General features: G+C 37.7%; 9 protein-coding genes. 4 read left to right on the plus strand and 5 right to left on the minus strand.

The features are described from left to right. Positions 1–115 precede the first annotated feature (115 nt). Complete coding sequence (locus tag I6E11_RS09360) at positions 116–1,555, minus strand: RagB/SusD family nutrient uptake outer membrane protein (RefSeq protein WP_235337785.1); 1,440 nt, start codon at positions 1,553–1,555, stop codon at positions 116–118. A 22-nt stretch (positions 1,556–1,577) separates the two neighbouring features. Further along, complete coding sequence (locus I6E11_RS09365) at positions 1,578–4,679, minus strand: SusC/RagA family TonB-linked outer membrane protein (protein ID WP_235337786.1); 3,102 nt, start codon at positions 4,677–4,679, stop codon at positions 1,578–1,580. A 308-nt stretch (positions 4,680–4,987) separates the two neighbouring features. Here I6E11_RS09365 and I6E11_RS09370 point away from each other — a divergent pair, with 308 nt between their 5' ends. The 4 genes from I6E11_RS09370 to I6E11_RS09385 all read left to right on the plus strand — a co-directional run bounded on the left by I6E11_RS09370 (position 4,988) and on the right by I6E11_RS09385 (position 13,922). Further along, entirely contained in the window at positions 4,988–6,154 is a 1,167-nt protein-coding gene (locus I6E11_RS09370) for a site-specific integrase (protein ID WP_235337787.1), read from the plus strand. Between the two features lie 40 nt (positions 6,155–6,194). Next, the gene (locus tag I6E11_RS09375; protein WP_262911696.1) at positions 6,195–9,176 is read left to right on the plus strand and encodes a SusC/RagA family TonB-linked outer membrane protein; all 2,982 of its coding nucleotides are present in this window, start codon (positions 6,195–6,197) and stop codon (positions 9,174–9,176) included. Positions 9,177–9,188: 12 nt separating this feature from the next. Continuing rightward, the gene (locus tag I6E11_RS09380; RefSeq protein ID WP_235337789.1) at positions 9,189–10,793 is read left to right on the plus strand and encodes a SusD/RagB family nutrient-binding outer membrane lipoprotein; all 1,605 of its coding nucleotides are present in this window, start codon (positions 9,189–9,191) and stop codon (positions 10,791–10,793) included. A 399-nt stretch (positions 10,794–11,192) separates the two neighbouring features. Next, complete coding sequence (locus I6E11_RS09385; protein WP_394800123.1) at positions 11,193–13,922, plus strand: hybrid sensor histidine kinase/response regulator transcription factor; 2,730 nt, start codon at positions 11,193–11,195, stop codon at positions 13,920–13,922. An 85-nt stretch (positions 13,923–14,007) separates the two neighbouring features. Here I6E11_RS09385 and I6E11_RS09390 read toward each other — a convergent pair whose 3' ends face one another. The 3 genes from I6E11_RS09390 to I6E11_RS09400 are packed head-to-tail and all read right to left on the minus strand — an operon-like array spanning position 14,008 to position 17,930. Then, positions 14,008–14,886 (minus strand): carbohydrate kinase family protein, encoded by an 879-nt coding sequence (locus I6E11_RS09390; RefSeq protein ID WP_235337791.1) that lies wholly within the window; start codon positions 14,884–14,886, stop codon positions 14,008–14,010. Between the two features lie 6 nt (positions 14,887–14,892). Beyond that, complete coding sequence (locus I6E11_RS09395) at positions 14,893–16,056, minus strand: MFS transporter (protein WP_235337792.1); 1,164 nt, start codon at positions 16,054–16,056, stop codon at positions 14,893–14,895. A gap of 5 nt (positions 16,057–16,061) precedes the next feature. Then, the gene (locus I6E11_RS09400; RefSeq protein ID WP_235337793.1) at positions 16,062–17,930 is read right to left on the minus strand and encodes a glycoside hydrolase family 32 protein; all 1,869 of its coding nucleotides are present in this window, start codon (positions 17,928–17,930) and stop codon (positions 16,062–16,064) included. Positions 17,931–17,937: the final 7 nt, after the last annotated feature.

Consider the following 17,937-nt stretch of genomic DNA (forward strand, 5'->3'; position numbering starts at 1 on the left):
TTATTAATATTGACGATAAAAAAAACATCAAGTAAACTTTACTTAGTTTACTTGATGCCTCAAATAAAAGAAAATACTATAACTTTACATTTTCTTCAATAATGTGATATACTTTCTATTCTGGTAAGTTATTATCCCAACCATCATTCTGTTGATTACAAAAGCCGGCATTAATTTCAGCAGCTGGGATAGGAAAAACAAATTCCTTTATATCAAAAGGAGTTGTTCCAACATTTAATATTTTGTCTCCCATCCTTCGCGCATCATAAAATCTATGCCCTTCACCTGCAAACTCACGAATTCGTTCATCCGATATAAAAGCCAACAAATCATTTGTATTATTAGGCAATTCTGTAGATGCAATTATACTTTTATTACGTTTTGCTGTATAAAACAAATAATCTTGTGCATCTGCTATATTACCTTCTCGTGCATAAATTTCAGCAAGTAACAAACTCATTTCAGATTTCCTTAAAATTGGGATATTACTTGTTGCTGCTGATGTAGGAAGTCCTTGATATTTACCGATTGATGTCCTTTGCAATAATTCCTTACGAATATCCTTTCCATCAAATAATTTCATAGTTTCTGTTGTTAAAGTACATCCATAAGAGCCATACAATGTATTCAATGAATTTGCGGAAAGATTATCAGCTTCGTTTTTTGCCAATGTAAAAATATCCTCATCTGATATAGCCAAAGATGTCCACATTGAAAGATATATTTCGTCAGCAGGAGTTCCATCACTACCTTTTCCATCACCTGTATCTTTTAGCTTTATAGCGTCCAAGGCTGCTTGTTTTGCTGTATTGTAGTCTCCAATAAACATATAAACCCTAGCCTTTAATGCTTTAATAGCTGCTTCTCCCATATAGAACTCACTAGGAGACAGGTTAGCATTAACAGCCAAAGCCTCACTCATGATATCTTCTGCAGATTGTATATCATTCTTTATTTGCACATATGTATTCTCTACAGTTGCCCTTTCTATATTAACAAACTCAGCTATAGGTTCATCTTTCACTAATGGCAACCCTAACGAGTTTTCATTACCTTGATAAGGAAGAGCAAACAAGTTTACTAAATAATGATAAGCCAAAGCTTTCATAGCATAACACTGAGCTATATACACTTTTACTTCAGCTATTTCATCATTAGTTAAGAATAATGCTTCTGCATTTGCTATTACTTCTTTTCCTCCTTTGATAGTTCTTGTACATCTATCAATAACTTTATATCCATAATTCCACATATCCTCAAGCTCATCATCAGTATCTGAGATTATCCAGGCACTCTGATAATAGAAATGCCCTGATCCTCTATCACCATTGCTTATGCCAGCACAAAAATCTCCATAGGCTACGGCATAATTACCTAAAAATCTATATGAGGCCAACGCATTGTATGCGCCATTCATTCCATTTTGTACATCTTGTACTGTTTTATATGCATCTTCTATTGGTATTTGCTGATAATTTTCCGTTTCAAAATCACATGAAACCAATCCACACAATAGAGCTACAGAAAACAATATATTCTTATATAATTTTTTCATTTTCTTTCAATTTATGTTTTAATTAAAAACCTAAAGTAACACCAAACATTACGCTACGTGGTAGTGGATAGTTCCACCATTGAACACCATTAGCACTGATGCCAGAAGGATCAAAGCCACGATAGTTTTTAGCACAGAAAGTGTACAAGTTCTCAGCTGTCATAAACACTCTACATTTTTTAATGAAAATCTTATTCAAAACAGATTCAGGTAAAGTGTATCCTAACGCAACAGAACGTATCTTTAGATAATCTCCATCCATAAGAAAACGAGAAGAAGCACTATTCTCATATCCTCCATCTGTAGTAAGACGTGGAACATCTGTTATATCTCCAGGTTCTCTCCATCTATTTTCATAGACATACATATTAAAATTCTCATAAAATGAAGATCCTATTTGTTCGTCATATCTTAAATTATCACCATAAATTTTTCCACCAACAGAATAATTCATCTGAACTGACAAATCAAGTCCTTTCCAGCTCAATGAAGTAGATATAGAACCTGCGAAATCAGGGTTAGGGCTACCTAAATAACGTTTAGCAGCTTGAGTATAATTTTTAGTTGTTTCATCACCCTCTTCATTTAAATACCACATTGCTTCACCTGTTTCAGGATCTACTCCAGCATATTCTTTCATCTTAAACTGATAAATAGGATAACCGACTTCAGTCGTCTGAATTGTAGCCTCAATAGGAGCGTCAGTACTTAATTTTTCAACCTTATTCTTATTCAAGGAACCAGTAAGATTTATATTCCATTCCCAATCCCTAGTTTTAATAAGTTGTACTCCTAATGTAGCTTCAAATCCTTCATTAGAAAGTTCACCAATATTCTTATAATATGAAGCAAGACCTGTTGCCATTGATACTGGAACAGCAAACACCATATCTTTTGTCCTATGATTGTAATAATCCATTTCGATGTTAATACGATTAAATAAAGTTAAATCTATACCAACATTAAACTTATTTGTTTGCTCCCATTTCAAATCAGGATTACCAAATTGATCATGCGCAGATCCTGGCAAATTATTATATACATAACCAAATCCAAATAAGTTTCGTGATGCATACCAAGAATCACCAACCTCTTGGTTTCCAGAAGTACCATAGCTTGCTCTTAATGTTAAATTATTCAGCCAACTATTTGCTCCTTCCATAAATTTTTCAGAAGAAATTCTATATTTTGCACCAACAGACCAGAATGGAGCCCAGCGATTATGACTACCGAAACGTGATGATCCATCATACCTTAAACTACCAGATAAATAGTACTTATTCTCATAATCATATTGTAAATTTGCAAAGAATGATGCCAATACAAGTTCATATTGAGCAGTTGAAGCACTTCCTGGCACAGCAGCATTGCTTACCTGTGGTAAATAATCTACCGGATAATTTGAAGCTGACAAATAAGCAACCTTCTGATCTGTACGCTGACCTTCCTGTCCCAACAAAATATTGACATTATGCTTGTCATTCCAAGTATCTATATAATTTAATGTATTTGTTATACTTAATTGCATGTTAGTTGTATAGTTATCTTCACCCATACCTCTCATATCCTTTCCTTGAGGTTGCATAAATGACCAATAGCCAAACTCATCTACCATAAGCATATCAATACTTGCTCTTGTAATCCAAAAAAGCTTTTTACTAAAATTTAACTGCAAATATGGTGACAACAAAGCTCTATATTGTTTTGCCAAACTTTTATCACCATTCTCACTCCTCTGAGCTACCGGATTATATCCAGCATAACTTGTATCCCAGTTCCATTCACCATTTTCATCCTTAACCGGTGTCATAGGATTCATCATATAAGCCATGGTTATTGGGTCTGAAAAATATCCACCTCCAGCACCCATATTTGTTTCTGTATATGATAAGCTTGTATTAAATCCATATTTCACCCATTTTGAAGGAGCTTGATCCAAATTAAACCTAAAACTATAACGTGACAAATCCTTACCAATTACAAAAGCTTCTTCATTCATATAATTCATAGACAGATAATATTTAGCAGCTGTTTCAGAATTTCCTCCACCACTAATATCAAATCCATATTCTTGAACTAAACCCGTACGAGTTACCTCGTCCAGCCAATCAACATCATAACCATTTTTCTTGGCATTTGAATACCATCCTTCAGTATACCAGTCATAAAAACTTGTGGCACCTGCTTGGTCATAAGCGAGTCCCAAGCCCTCTGTTTCATTATAATATCCAAAAGTCGATTCAGAACCATAATCTTTATAGGCATTCAACAGTGCTTCAGTTGCCATCTCCATATGCTGCGCTGCATTTACACGTTTATAACTATCTGGGAATGATGGCATAGTTTCAAAGCCCAATTTTGCTGTAAAATTAACTTGAGGCTTTCCACTTTTACCTTTCTTTGTAGTAATAACAATAACACCATTTGCTGCACGAGCTCCATAGATAGAAGTTGCAGTGGCATCTTTCAATACAGTAATACTTTCAATATCATTAGCATTCAAAGAAGCCAAAGGAGAAACTTCCTGTCCTTCATCAGAACGAACCCCCACTGCATCAGCAAAATACTGAACTCCATCAACCACATACAAAGGCTGTGTACCAGAGTTCAAAGAGTTACGTCCACGAATATATATAGACGCAGGCGCTCCAGGCTGTCCAGAGCCAATATTCATTTGCAAACCAGGAACTGTACCTTCCAAAGCCTTTATAGGGTTTGCATCATTTTTGTTTACAATTTTTTCTGTATTAACGACTGTTGCTGCCCCTGTAAATGCAGCCTTTCTTGTTACTCCATAGCCAGTAACAACAATCTCGTCAAGCATTTCAGCATCCGAATGCAATACTACATTCACAATCGGCTTGATTGCTACCTCCTGTGCCTTCATACCAATGAATGAAACCACCAAAGTTCCGGCCGAACTTGGAACGTTAGTAATAGTGAAATTACCATCAATATCAGTTACAGTACCTACTGTAGTACCTTTAACCAATACAGATGCACCCACTACCGGTAAACCATCCTCATGAGAAGTGACAGTACCTGTCACCTTAGAGACCTGAGCGTTTACCAGACCTATACCGATAAATAGGCAGGTCATTAACAGCATCAATTTTCTTTTCATAAAAAATCTCTCTTAAAGTTTAACTTTACATTAATAAAATTTTATTCTCTCTAACAGGGTGCAAAAATACAAAACATTTTCAATTATGCACTCTTTTTTCAAGCAAAATGGAGTTTTTATTTGCGTTTTAACACTTTAAGACTCTTTTTCCTTCAAAAAGTCCATTTTCGTCACAGTTTTATCACATTAAATATATAAAAATACGTTGACTTTATGTTTTGTTATAAATCAGAAGTATGTTCGCTCTAAAATTTATCCCTTGGTAATTTATAAACCACAATACTCACAATTTATAAATAAAAAACATTATGGAAAAGATTCGTTTTAAGTTGGTACTAAATCGTGAAAATAATCTAAACGCAAGTAAGATTTCAATGGTCGAGGTAGAGGCACAGCAGTCCTTTAAAAAGATATATCTGCCTACTAATGTCTTTTTGAAACCTGCACAGTGGAATACAGATAGCCAGGAGGTTTTGCCTTCACATCCCAATCATGAATTACTGAACAGATTTCTACAAGAGTATATTCTTAAACTTGAATGGGAAGAGCTGCAAATGTGGAAAAATAACGCTCCCCTTACTCTTGAACAACTTGGTATGCCAAGAAATTGTAAATACAAAAGCACAAACCAATTGTTCACAGACTTCTGTAAGGAATATATAAAAACAAGTAGGAAACGTGAAAGCACAAAGAAAAACCTTATGACAACAGTGAGGCTTATAGATATTTTTAAAGCAGATACATCCTTCAATTCATTGACGTATGAATATATAACAAAGTTTGAAAATTTTCTTTCATCAAGGAATTACAAGGTTAACACTATAATAAAACATATTAAGCACTTAAGGAGTTTTTACAATGAAGCCATAAACAGGGAACTGATCAAACAAGGTAGAGACGCATTCAGAAAATATAAAATGCTAAAGGGAGAAGCGAACTATACATTTTTACAACCGGAAGAGCTTGTGATACTTGAAAAGTTATCCCTGAAAGGGAAATACAAACGTTTGTTACACACTCTTGATGCATTCTTATTCTGTTGCTATACCGGATTGCGTTATTCGGATTTCTGCTCACTCAGAAAAGAAAACCTCATTATTATCAATAATAATGTATGGCTTGTATATAAATCAGTTAAGACAGATGTCGAAACCAGGCTTCCGCTTTATCTGCTTTTCAATGGAAAGGCCGTTTCGATTCTTGATAAATATAGATATGACTTGGACTCTTTTTTCAAAATTAGTTCAAACTCCAGTATAGACAAAAGTCTTATAAAAATAAAAGAACTCGCAGGAATAAATACACACATTTCATTTCACACGGCTAGACATACCAATGCTACATTATTGGTATATAAAGGCGTAAACATTACAACTGTTCAAAAACTTTTAGGGCACAAGAACATAAAGACAACCCAACATTACGCAGACATTCTACCACAAGGAATAGTTAATGATCTGGAAAAGAATGCTTGACGAAACGACTTTGTAACATAAAAAAAGTTCGGCCGGAACTCTGGTGGTTTCATTCATAGGTATGAAATCACAGGAAGTAGCAATCAAACCTGTAGTAAATGTTACATTAAAATCAGATACAGAGTTATTAGACGAAGTAGTTGTTACTGCAATGGGTATTTCTAAAGAAAAGAAAGCTTTGGCATATGCAGTACAGGATGTTAAAGGTGAGCAACTAACACAAGCTGCCAGCACAAGTTTATCATCTGCCTTACAAGGGAAAGTTTCAGGCGTAGACATAACTCCTTCATCCGGTATGCCTGGAGCATCATCGCAAATCACAATCCGTGGTGTACGTTCGTTTACAGGTGATAATACTCCTCTATACGTTATTGACGGTATGCCAATAACCTCAGCTGCTGATATTGACACAGATACAAGAAACACAGGTAGTGTGGCAGGTGCAGACTTTGCAAACCGTGCCGTTGATATAGACCCTAATGACATTGAGAGTATTAATATTCTGAAAGGTCAAGCAGCATCTGCCCTTTACGGTATGCGTGCATCAAATGGTGTTATTGTAATTACTACAAAGAGCGGTAAAGGTGCAGCTAAAGGCAAACCAACCGTAACAGTAAACACAAACCTATCTTTTGACAAGGTTTCTACATTACCCGAATTCCAAAAGGAATTTGCCCAGGGACTTAATGGAGAGTTTAACCCAACAGCTTCTACAGCTTGGGGACCTCTGATTTCAGAGCTTGCAAATGATCCTAAATACGGAGGCAACACAGCAAACGAATATACTAACAATGGAGCGAATCTGCATCAGGGACAATACTATGTACCACAACGTGCAGCTGCAGGTCTGGATCCTTGGGCTACTCCTCGTGCTTATGACAATGCTAAAAACTTCTTTAACACTGGCATTTCATGGAGTAATAACGTAAATGTGGCACAAGCCTTTGATAAAGGATATTATTCATTCTCATTGGGAAACAGTACATCTGATGGTATTATTCCTGATACCGGAATGGACAGATATAATGTAAAGATGAATGCAACCGCCAACCTTTCAAAAAACTGGACAACTGGATTCAGCGGTAATTTCATCACGTCTAAAATCAGGAAACAGAGTTCTGGTAATGAAGGTGTTGTAGCCACAGTTTACGGCGCTCCGTCAAGCTATGATTTCAACGGAATTCCATCACATGTTGAAGGAGACCCTTATACACAAAACAACTACAGAACATCTGTTTTCAATAATGCATATTGGGCAACAGAGAACAATTCGTTCACCGAACAGTCACAACGTTTCTTCGGAAATGCTTATGCTCAATACAAAACTAATTTTGGTACAGAAAACCACACATTGACTGCAAAATATCAGTTGGGTGCCGATTCATACAGTACCATTTATTCCGACAACTACGGATATGGTGATTTCAGCTATAAATCAGGTTATTCAAGACAGGATGACTACAACATCATTGAATTGAACTCATTGTTTACATTGAGTTATGACTGGAAAATCAATGATAAACTTGACATGAACATACTCTACGGTAATGAGTTTGTTGACAAATCAACAAGAATAACTACTGCAGAAGGTTACAATTTCAACTTCCCGGGCTGGAACCATATCAGCAATGCATCTGTATTCCAGGCAGAACAGAAAACCAAAAAGAAACGTACCGTTGGTAACTTCGCTAATCTTTCTTTGTCATGGAATAATATGTTATATTTCAATGCTACTGTTAGAAATGACATAGTTTCTACAATGCCACGCGGCAACCGTTCATTCACCTACCCTTCTGTTTCTTTGGGATGGATATTCACAGAGCTTCCAGCACTGAAAGATAACGAGGTCCTGACTTTCGGTAAAATCAGAGGTTCGTATGCCGAGGTTGGTATGGCAGGCGAATACTTTGAAAACCAATACTACGTTCCAGGATATGGTGGAGGTTTTTCTGCAGGTACACCTATACAGTATCCATTCGGTTCGGTTACATCGTATATACCATACTACAAAATATATGACCCGAACCTTAAACCACAAAATACTAAATCGTACGAGGTCGGTTTGGACTTGGCATTCTGGCATGGTCTAGTTTCACTTAACTACACATTCTCAAGACAGAATGTAAAAGACCAGATTTTTGCTGTACCATTGTCTACTTCTACCGGTTACAATGAGATGATCACAAATGGAGGTGCTATACATACCAATGCACACGAGATTACACTTACATTCAAACCTATAGACAAGAAAAACGTATACTGGGATTTTGGATTTAACTTCTCTAAGATAGACAATTATGTAGATGCTTTGGCAGAAGGAGTAAACAGCATCATGCTAGGTGGTTTTACTACTCCACAAGTTAGAGCTAGCATTGGAGACAAATTCCCGGTTATCTATGGTTCCGGATACCTTAGAAATGAAAACGGTGATATCGTTGTCGACGAAAAAGGATTGCCACAGGCAGGAGAACCACAGGTTATAGGTAAAATATCACCGGACTTCCGTCTTGGTTTCAACACTACATTAGAATTGTATAAATTCAGATTATCTGCAGTTCTTGACTGGAAACAGGGTGGACAAATGTATTGCGGAACTATGGGAGTCCTCGATTATTATGGTGTGACACAACGTTCGGCTGATTACCGTAAGCAAGAATCATTCCTTTTTGAACTTCCGGCTGTAAAAGACAATGGAGATGGAACATATTCACCAAATGATATACTGATTAAAGGAGAAAACGCATATGATTATTTCAATGCCATGAACGGTATTGATGAGGCATCCGTTTATGATAACTCATTCATAAAACTTCGCGAAATAGCACTTAGTTATCCTATCGTAGAAACTAAAGGTCTGAATATTTCGGCAAATGTATTTGCACGCAACATTATCATATGGTCACAGTTGCCTGGTCTTGATCCTGAAGCAACACTAGGTAACAACAACATGGCCGGAGCCTTTGAACGTTTCTCTATGCCTGGAACTTCAAGCTACGGTTTTGGTTTAACATTCAAATTCTAAAAAAGAACAATTATGAAATTTACGTTTAAAAATATAGGAAAATATTTGTCTGTAATATTGATGTCAGGCGGCTTGTTCGCTTGTTCGGAAGATATTATGGATGATATAAACAAGAATGTGGACAATGCACACGATGTTGATGCGAAATTCATATTGACAGATGTAATAACATCTACTGCATTCAGCAATGTAAGTGGAGATTTCAACCATTACTTTTCGTCTTACATAGAACATGAAGTTGGTGTTTACAATCAATTATGGAATGCAGAAACCAGGATACAGGAAGTTTATTCATCAACTACTTTCAATAATGTTTGGGGAAACCTGTACAGCACACTTAAAAATGCACGTATAATCATTGACAAGTGTTCTGATACAGGAACACAACCTGGGAATTATACCACAAAAGGTATGGCTGAAGTATTGGCTGCCATAAACTCTGCATTGATTACCGACGCATTTGGAGACGCACCTTTCAGCGAAGCAGCCCTTGCAAAGCTGGACAACGGTAAGCCACAATTTATGACGCCGAAAATCGATACACAGAAAGACATTTATACAGGAATAATTAATTATCTTGACGCAGCAATTGAGGACTTGCCTAAAGGAGATACTCATGTTACAGGTGGGCCTGATTCACAGGACATTCTGTTCGGTGGAGACGACAAAGCTGTAGACAAATGGCTGAAACTTGCTTATGGTTTGAAGGCAAGATACTTAATGCATACTTTAAATAAAGCCGAAAACCAGACAGAAGTGTTGAATGAAGTCCTGAAATGTATTGAAAAATCTGCACAAAATGCAGACGAGCAGGCAACTTTTGCCAAATACGATGGTTCTAGCAATAAAAATCCATGTTACGATTTCTTCGACAGTAGAGAATATCTGGCAGCCAGCCAAAGCTTATTCGATAAACTTAACGAGAGAAACGACCCACGTATAAGCAGGGTTTATGTTACAGCACTAGACAAGAACAGTAAAGGCAGACAAATAAACAATAAGGATGATGAATCTTTACTACTCGCTCCAAACGGGAAACCGGTTCAGGAACAACGTAAATATTCAACATCAATATTTGGTTTTGCCAGCGACGCTCCTACACATCTGTTAAGCTACCATGAATTACTATTCATAAAAGCTGAAGCATTAATCAGACTTACCAGAAAAGACGAAGCTGAAACCGCATTGAAGGATGCAATAAAGGCAGCATTTGCTAATATGGAAATAAGCGTAGCATCTGGCCTCAAACAAACAGGATATGCTATTACAAAAAATTCGTCTGCTGCACTTACAGCAAGCGATGCTGAAAATTACTTTATAAATTCTGTAAAAGGCAAATTCGATGCTGACCCTCTTAAGGAAACTATGATTCAGAAATACCTTGGTATGTGGGGGTCTAACGGCGAAACTACAGAATGTTATAACGATGTCAGACGTCTGCAGGCTGAAGGTAAATCATTGAAAGATTTTTACGGGTTCAAGAATGAAGGGAAATTCCCTTTAAGGGCACCATATGGAGGAGATGAAGTTTCTTCCAATCCGAATGTACAAAAAGCATACGGAAACGGACAATATGTATTCACAGAAGATGTTTGGTGGGCTGGCGGAAACAGATAATATAATTTAATCTGTTTTATATAAACTTATATTAATTTACCAAGTTAATATAAGTACATAGAAAAAGGCATAAAAGCTTTTAAAGCTCACACTTAAGATGTGGGAAAATCTAATTTTAAACATGGGCAAATTCAAGTTAAAACGCGGGCAAGTTTCGACTTGAATTTGCCCGTGTTTTTTTATACAAATGAAAAAAGGAAAAGAACAAACAACTGCGATCAAACTGTCATTTCTAGTTTATTTACAGAATTTAGCAGTTTTTCTTAAACTGAAAATTGATAGCTGACAACCTACGAAATTTATATAAACTAATATTGCCATTAGTTTTAATTTATTATTTTTGCAGTTAGCACCATGAAATACAATAATTTTCAAATCAATAAAATGAGAAACTGCAATATACACAACACATATTTAATCTTTTCATTAATACTGACATTCGTTATATCGTCTTGTTCCCGTTCTGAACAGAATTTCATTATCGGAGTATCACAATGCAGCGACGATGAATGGAGAACACGTATGAACGAAGAGATAAAGAGAGAGGCTCTTTTCTATCCAGGATTAAAGATAGATATAAAAACGGTAAAGGATAACAATCAAGAACAGATAAAGGACATTGAGGAGTTCATAGCACAAGGAGTTAACTTGATTATAGTCTCTCCCAATGAAGCTGAAGCTATTACACCGGTAGTAGAGAAAGCCTATAACATGGGAATACCGGTAGTATTGGTTGACCGAAAAATCAGTACTGACAAATACACAGCATTTGTCGGTGGAAACAATTACCTGATGGGGAAACAGATAGGTACATACATTGCAAACCGTCTGAACGGGAAAGGGAATATTGTAGAGTTAACTGGTTTAAAAGGTTCTACTCCTGCTGCTGAAAGGCAAAAAGGGATGTATGACATCCTGAAAGATTACCCTTCGATAAAAATATTATCTACTGTTGATGCAGCATGGCTTAAAGATAAGGCCGAAAATAAATCAGATTCAATCCTGGCGCAATATAGCGACATTGATATGATTGTTGCCCAAAATGACCCTATGGCAATAGGTGCGTATAAAGCGGCGCAAAAGGCTGGACGTGAGAAAGAAATGTTGTTTGTGGGGGTTGATGCCCTTTCAGGAGAAAAACTTGGTGTGGAACTGGTTGCCGACAGTATCCTTGATGCCACTTTCATCTACCCTACCGGCGGAGACAGGGCTGTGCAAGTAGCAATGAATATACTTGAGAATAAATACTATGAAAAGGAAAATATGCTGTCATCTGCCTTAGTCAATGCTGGGAATGCCAGAATAATGCAAATGCAGACATATCATATAAATACACTAGATGGCAAAATTAAAGTTCTTAACAATAAACTTGACTTATATTTAATGAGGTATTCCTCACAAAAAATGTTCCTTTATGCATGTATAGTTATTGCCATACTGCTTGCTGTTCTTTTATTCTTCGTAGTCAGAGCATACTGGACAAAAATACGACTTAATGCAGAGCTTTCAAAACAGAAACAACAATTGGAAGAACAAAGAGATCAGCTAATAGACCTTTCCCGGAAACTGGAAGAAGCAACAAAAGTGAAACTGGCCTTTTTCACAAATGTTTCGCATGATTTCCGTACACCACTGACATTGATTGCCGACCCTGTGAAAAGACTTCTCGAAAGTGAAAACATAAAAGAGAACGAAAGATTCTTACTCAATATCATACATAAGAATGTCACTGTATTGCTAAGACTCATAAATCAGATAATGGACTTCCGTAAATTCGAGAACGGTAGATTGGAAATGCATCTGTCGGAATTCAACATAATGAGTTGTATGAAGGAATGGGCAGAAGCTTTCCGTACATTAGCATACAGGAAACATATACAGTATCGCATTACAGCAGAGGAAGGAGACTATAATGTTGTAGCCGATGCAGAAATGATGGAGAGAATCACATACAATCTGTTATCGAATGCATTCAAATTCACTCCTGAAAATGGATGTATCAGCATACACATGAAAAGACTGCCTGAAAACAAACTTTGCATAAAATTTTCCGATACAGGAGTTGGTATGCCTGCCGAACACGTTAAGCATATATTCGAAAGTTTTTATCAGATAGATGTACATCATGCAGGTTCAGGAATAGGTCTGGCTCTGGTGAAAGCATTTGTGGAGTTACATCATGGCAATATTTCTGTAGATAGCAAAGAAGGAAACGGAACTATATTTACAATAGAACTTCCTATGAAACAGGATGGGGAAATATATGCAGGAATAAACAGAAAAGCCGTACTGAATAATTTGAAAGAAGGAGCTATAGTTATGGCCGGACAGGAAAGCCTGACGGTGGATAATAATACAGATGAAAAATCTAATAATAAAGAAAAGACAAAAGAGGTTGTATTGGTAATAGACGATAATCAGGATGTTAGAGATTATGTAAAGACTATACTAAACGACAAGTATTCTGTGATAGAAGCAGGAAACGGAAGTGAAGGACTGAAACTTGCCATAGCTAATGTTCCAGACATAATAATATGCGACGTAATGATGCCTGTAATGGACGGTATGGAGTGTTGTCGTCGCTTAAAAACAGAGCCACGCACATCGCATATTCCTGTAATGATGCTGACTGCCTACTCAATGGATGAGCAGAAAATAAAAGGATACGAGTGTGGAGCAGATTCATACATTTCAAAGCCATTCAGTTCAGAGCTGCTTATGGCCAGACTCAATAATCTGATAGACAATCGCAACAGACTGAAAGATTTCTTCGGCGACAAGGCAGTGATACACACTACCCCACTCACTGATACAGATAAGGGATTTGTGGAAAAACTGCGTGAACTTATTGAGAAGAATATGGGTAATCCTGATTTTAGTGTCGAGGATATGGGAGAGAAAATAGGATTCAGCAGAGTGCAGCTATACAGAAAAGCCAAAGCCCTTACTGGATATACTCCTATCGAATTGCTTAGAATAGCCAGACTGAACAAGGCGAATGCCATTATCAAGACTTCTACGGAAAAAAGTATTTCTGAAATTGCATACGAAGTGGGATTTTCTTCACCATCATATTTCACAAAGTGCTATAAAGAATTCTTTGGTGAAAATCCTACAGAGGCGAGGTAAGGAAGGCTTCAGTTACAAGTTGACAAGGTTCTCCATCCGGATGGCAACCTTGTCAACTCGTCACCTCTAAACTGGTTATCACCTATCAATCCAAATATACTTCAGGTAATACCGGCATTGCACCGTTCTGAGTACATACATATGCCGACACCTTTACTGCCAATTCATGAGCTTCACGGACTGATTTTCCTTTGAGGATTGAAGCCACAAATGTTGCTGTGAAAGAATCACCAGCTCCTACTGTATCAGCTACCACAACCTTTGGAGTTTCAACAAACGATACACTGCCGGGAGTGAATACATAACTGCCGTTTACACCGCAAGTCAGAATCAACATCTTAAGATTGTATTTGGCTAGAAGAATCCAGCACTTATCCTGAAGGTCTATACCAGGATAACCGAACATACGGCTCACTGTAACCAACTCCTCATCGTTTATCTTCAATATGTTACATTTGCTGAAAGAGTTGCAAAGTATATCCTTGGTGTAAAATCCCTGACGGAGGTTGATATCGAATATCTTTAGTACATTGTCATCTTTAGGCATGGCATCTATGAAACGGTTAATTGTCTCGCGGGATACAACACTTCTCTGCGCCAAAGAACCGAAACATACCGCACGAGTATGTTTTGCCAGATCCTCCAGGCCGGCTGTATAAGGGATGTTATCCCAGGCTACGCCTTCCTTTATATCATAACATGGAACACCTTCGGCATCAAGTTCTACCTGTACGGTGCCGGTAGGATAAGGTACTGTTTCTACTATACCATAAAGTTTCTTTTCACGGAAATTCTCAAGTATTTCATTGCCTAACTTGTCATCGCCAACAGCACTTACCACACGGCTGTTAAGACCAAACTGTGATATGTGATATGCGAAATTTGCCGGGGCACCACCCAATTTCTTTCCTTCTGGAAGCACATCCCATAGTGCCTCACCCATTCCTACTACGATATCGTTCATAATGTGTTATTTTTTAAGTTTCATGGTATAAATCAATAAGTAAATCACTCCCACTCCCATTACAGCAACGGCACCGTCCTGTCCGGCTGCATCAGATGCAAAACCCATAAGCAAAGGGAAAACTGTTCCACCGAAAAGACCCATTATCATCAAACCGGATATCTCGTTCTTCTTTTCAGGTAGAGAAAGAAGTGCCTGAGAGAATATGATGGAGAATACGTTTGAATTGCCAAAACCAATCAATGCTATTGAGGCATAGACTACAAATTCAGCGTCTGAACTCAAAAGTCCGATCATGGCTGCAAGCATACAAAGTACGCTTATCAGGAAAAATGTTCGAGAAGATACTTTCTGAAGTATGATCGAGCCTGAAAAACAACCTATGGTACGGAATATGAAATAAAGACTTGTTGCAAAAGAGGCCTCATCAAGAGTCATTCCAAGACGTTCCATCAAAATCTTTGGAGCAGTTGTATTTGTTCCGACATCTATTCCTACATGACACATTATGCCGATAAAGCACAACAGAATAAAAGGAGAACCGAGTAGTCTCAAACAGTCTACAAAACCGGAAGCCTTGTCGGGACGTTCCTCTTCTATTGGAGTGGCACTAAGCCAAAGAATGGCAATTATGGCAATTACCATATAGACAGGGAAAAGAATTCTCCAACCCAATCCGAATGTTGGCATTGCCTGAGTTGCTCCCCACATGGCTATATAAGGAGCCAAAAATGAAGCAATGGCCTTTACAAACTGACCGAATGTCAAAGAACTGGCTAGTTTATCACCACTGATAATATTGCTCAATAGAGGATTCAGGGACGTCTGCATTAAGGCATTGCCGATACCGAGAAGAGAGAAGGAACAGAGCATCAAGGAATAATTGTCACCGAATACGGGCAACAACAGAGATGCGAATGTAACTATCAAACTTAGAACTACCGTTTTCTTACGTCCGATACGGTTCATTAACACTCCCGTAGGAACAGAGAATATCAAAAACCAGAAAAATACCAGAGAAGGAAAGATATTGGCTTGAGAATCACTCAAGCCAAGATCTGCCTTTACATAATTGGATGCTATTCCAACCAGGTCTACAAAACCCATTGCAAAAAAACATAGCATCACAGGAATAAGACGTGAAAGATTATTCTGAGATGTTGTACTCATAAAAATTATAATCCTAATTTATGAATATTCAGATTTTTAATCTCAGCCTTACCACCCTCAGCATAGAAACGAAGAGAATTGTATACTTCTGTTGGGAATACTAGATTGGTCATAGCTATACGTCCACCATCTACAAAGAGTTCTACAGAACACTTGTCAACAAATACGTTGAGATGATATGACTTACCTTCGCACAATGAAAGCGGTGCCCATGTTCCCAAAGCGAAATCGTTAATATAATTTACAGATTCTGTCTTGCGGCGATCGTGATTTTCCTTAAAGTGAGGTTCTGCTTTCTCACCAAATGCTATCAATCCGCTTTCGGTACGATCCATTACAGCACGTCCTGATTTTAAATCAAGATAGATTTTTGTTTTCTCGCCTTTAGCATTCATGATATCGAATCCAACAGTCTGAGCTTTACCAGGCACGATATCCATTTCAAGCTCTACTCCACTATTTATTCCGTCTGTTATACTGTCGATTACAGTTTCGCTTTCCACAGTAACATTTTCAATGCTACGTGTTGACTTACGCAAGGTTTCAGTTTCTTTAACCACATTTGCAGCCATGTATACCTCACCATCCTTGGTATAAAGTGAAAGTTCTCTTGGTAACGCATTTGCTCCACGATATTGGCGTATTGGAGTAACATTGGCATACTGCCAGTTACTCATCCAAGGAACTGCAATTATACGGTCGCCTGTGTTTGAGAAACAAACTGTAGCATAATGGTCCTTACCGAAGTCAAGCCATTTTGTTATGCTCTTGTCTGTATCGCATTTGAATTCCTTGCCGTCGAAATCGCCGATGAAGTATTCAGTAGCACTACCTCCAAATGGACATCCAGGATTGATATTTACTATCATAACCCACTTCATATTATCTTTATTACCATCAACAGGGAGTTGAATAAAGTCTGGGCATTCAAACTGGTTAGGCTGTACACCGTAACCTTCACCAAACTGACTCAGATATTCCCAGCTCTTAAGATCAGCAGAAGAATAGAAACGCATATTCTTATCTGCCGATACAATCATATACCATTTTTGGGCTGGTTCGTACCAGAACACTTTAGGATCACGGAAATCTTTAAGTCCGTCGAACGGTGTTAGAATAGGATTGTTTTCGTATTTTGTATATGTACGTCCGTTGTCGTTGCTGTATGCCATGCACTGTATCTGTCCGTGTTCATCACTGGCAGATGTATAGAATGCTATCATGGCATCTTTGCCGTAGCCTGCGCTGTTGTTATGGTCTATTACCGTGCTTCCTGAGAAGATATGTCCCAACGTATCGCGTGCAATAGCCGGATCAAGATGTTCCCAGCGTACAAGGTCTTTACTTACAGAATGTCCCCAATGCATATTACCCCATTTAGAGCCATAAGGATTATACTGGAAATAAAGGTGATATTCACCATCCTTGTATACAAGTCCGTTTGCATCGTTCATCCATCCGTAAAGTGGAGTGTGATGGTATTCAGGACGATAATAGTCAGTATTTGCAGTATCAAAAGTATCTGCAAGGGAAATATTCTCCCAACATATAGCATTTGCTGCAACTTTTCCGATAGAAACCGTAGCCTCTTTTGCCCCCTTTGGCAATGCAAAAGGAACATAATATTCCACACTGTCCACAGCCAGACGTACATCCATAGCCACATCAGCGGGACTTCCTGTATCAAGTTTTACCTTACCCTCATTACAAGACTCCTGTATAGGAAGAATCAAGTATTTTGAAGGGTTTGTAATATGTACTATTGTTAGTGTATCACCCTGATGTTCAAGAGTGATTGCACTTTTCTGAGGCTGACATGCCGCAAATGCTACAGCTGAAAAAGCCACTGCCAAATAATTAAATCTAATTTTCATGGTTGTT

The sequence above is a fragment of the Bacteroides caecigallinarum genome (assembly GCF_021531075.1).
GTDB lineage: Bacteria > Bacteroidota > Bacteroidia > Bacteroidales > Bacteroidaceae > Phocaeicola > Phocaeicola caecigallinarum_B.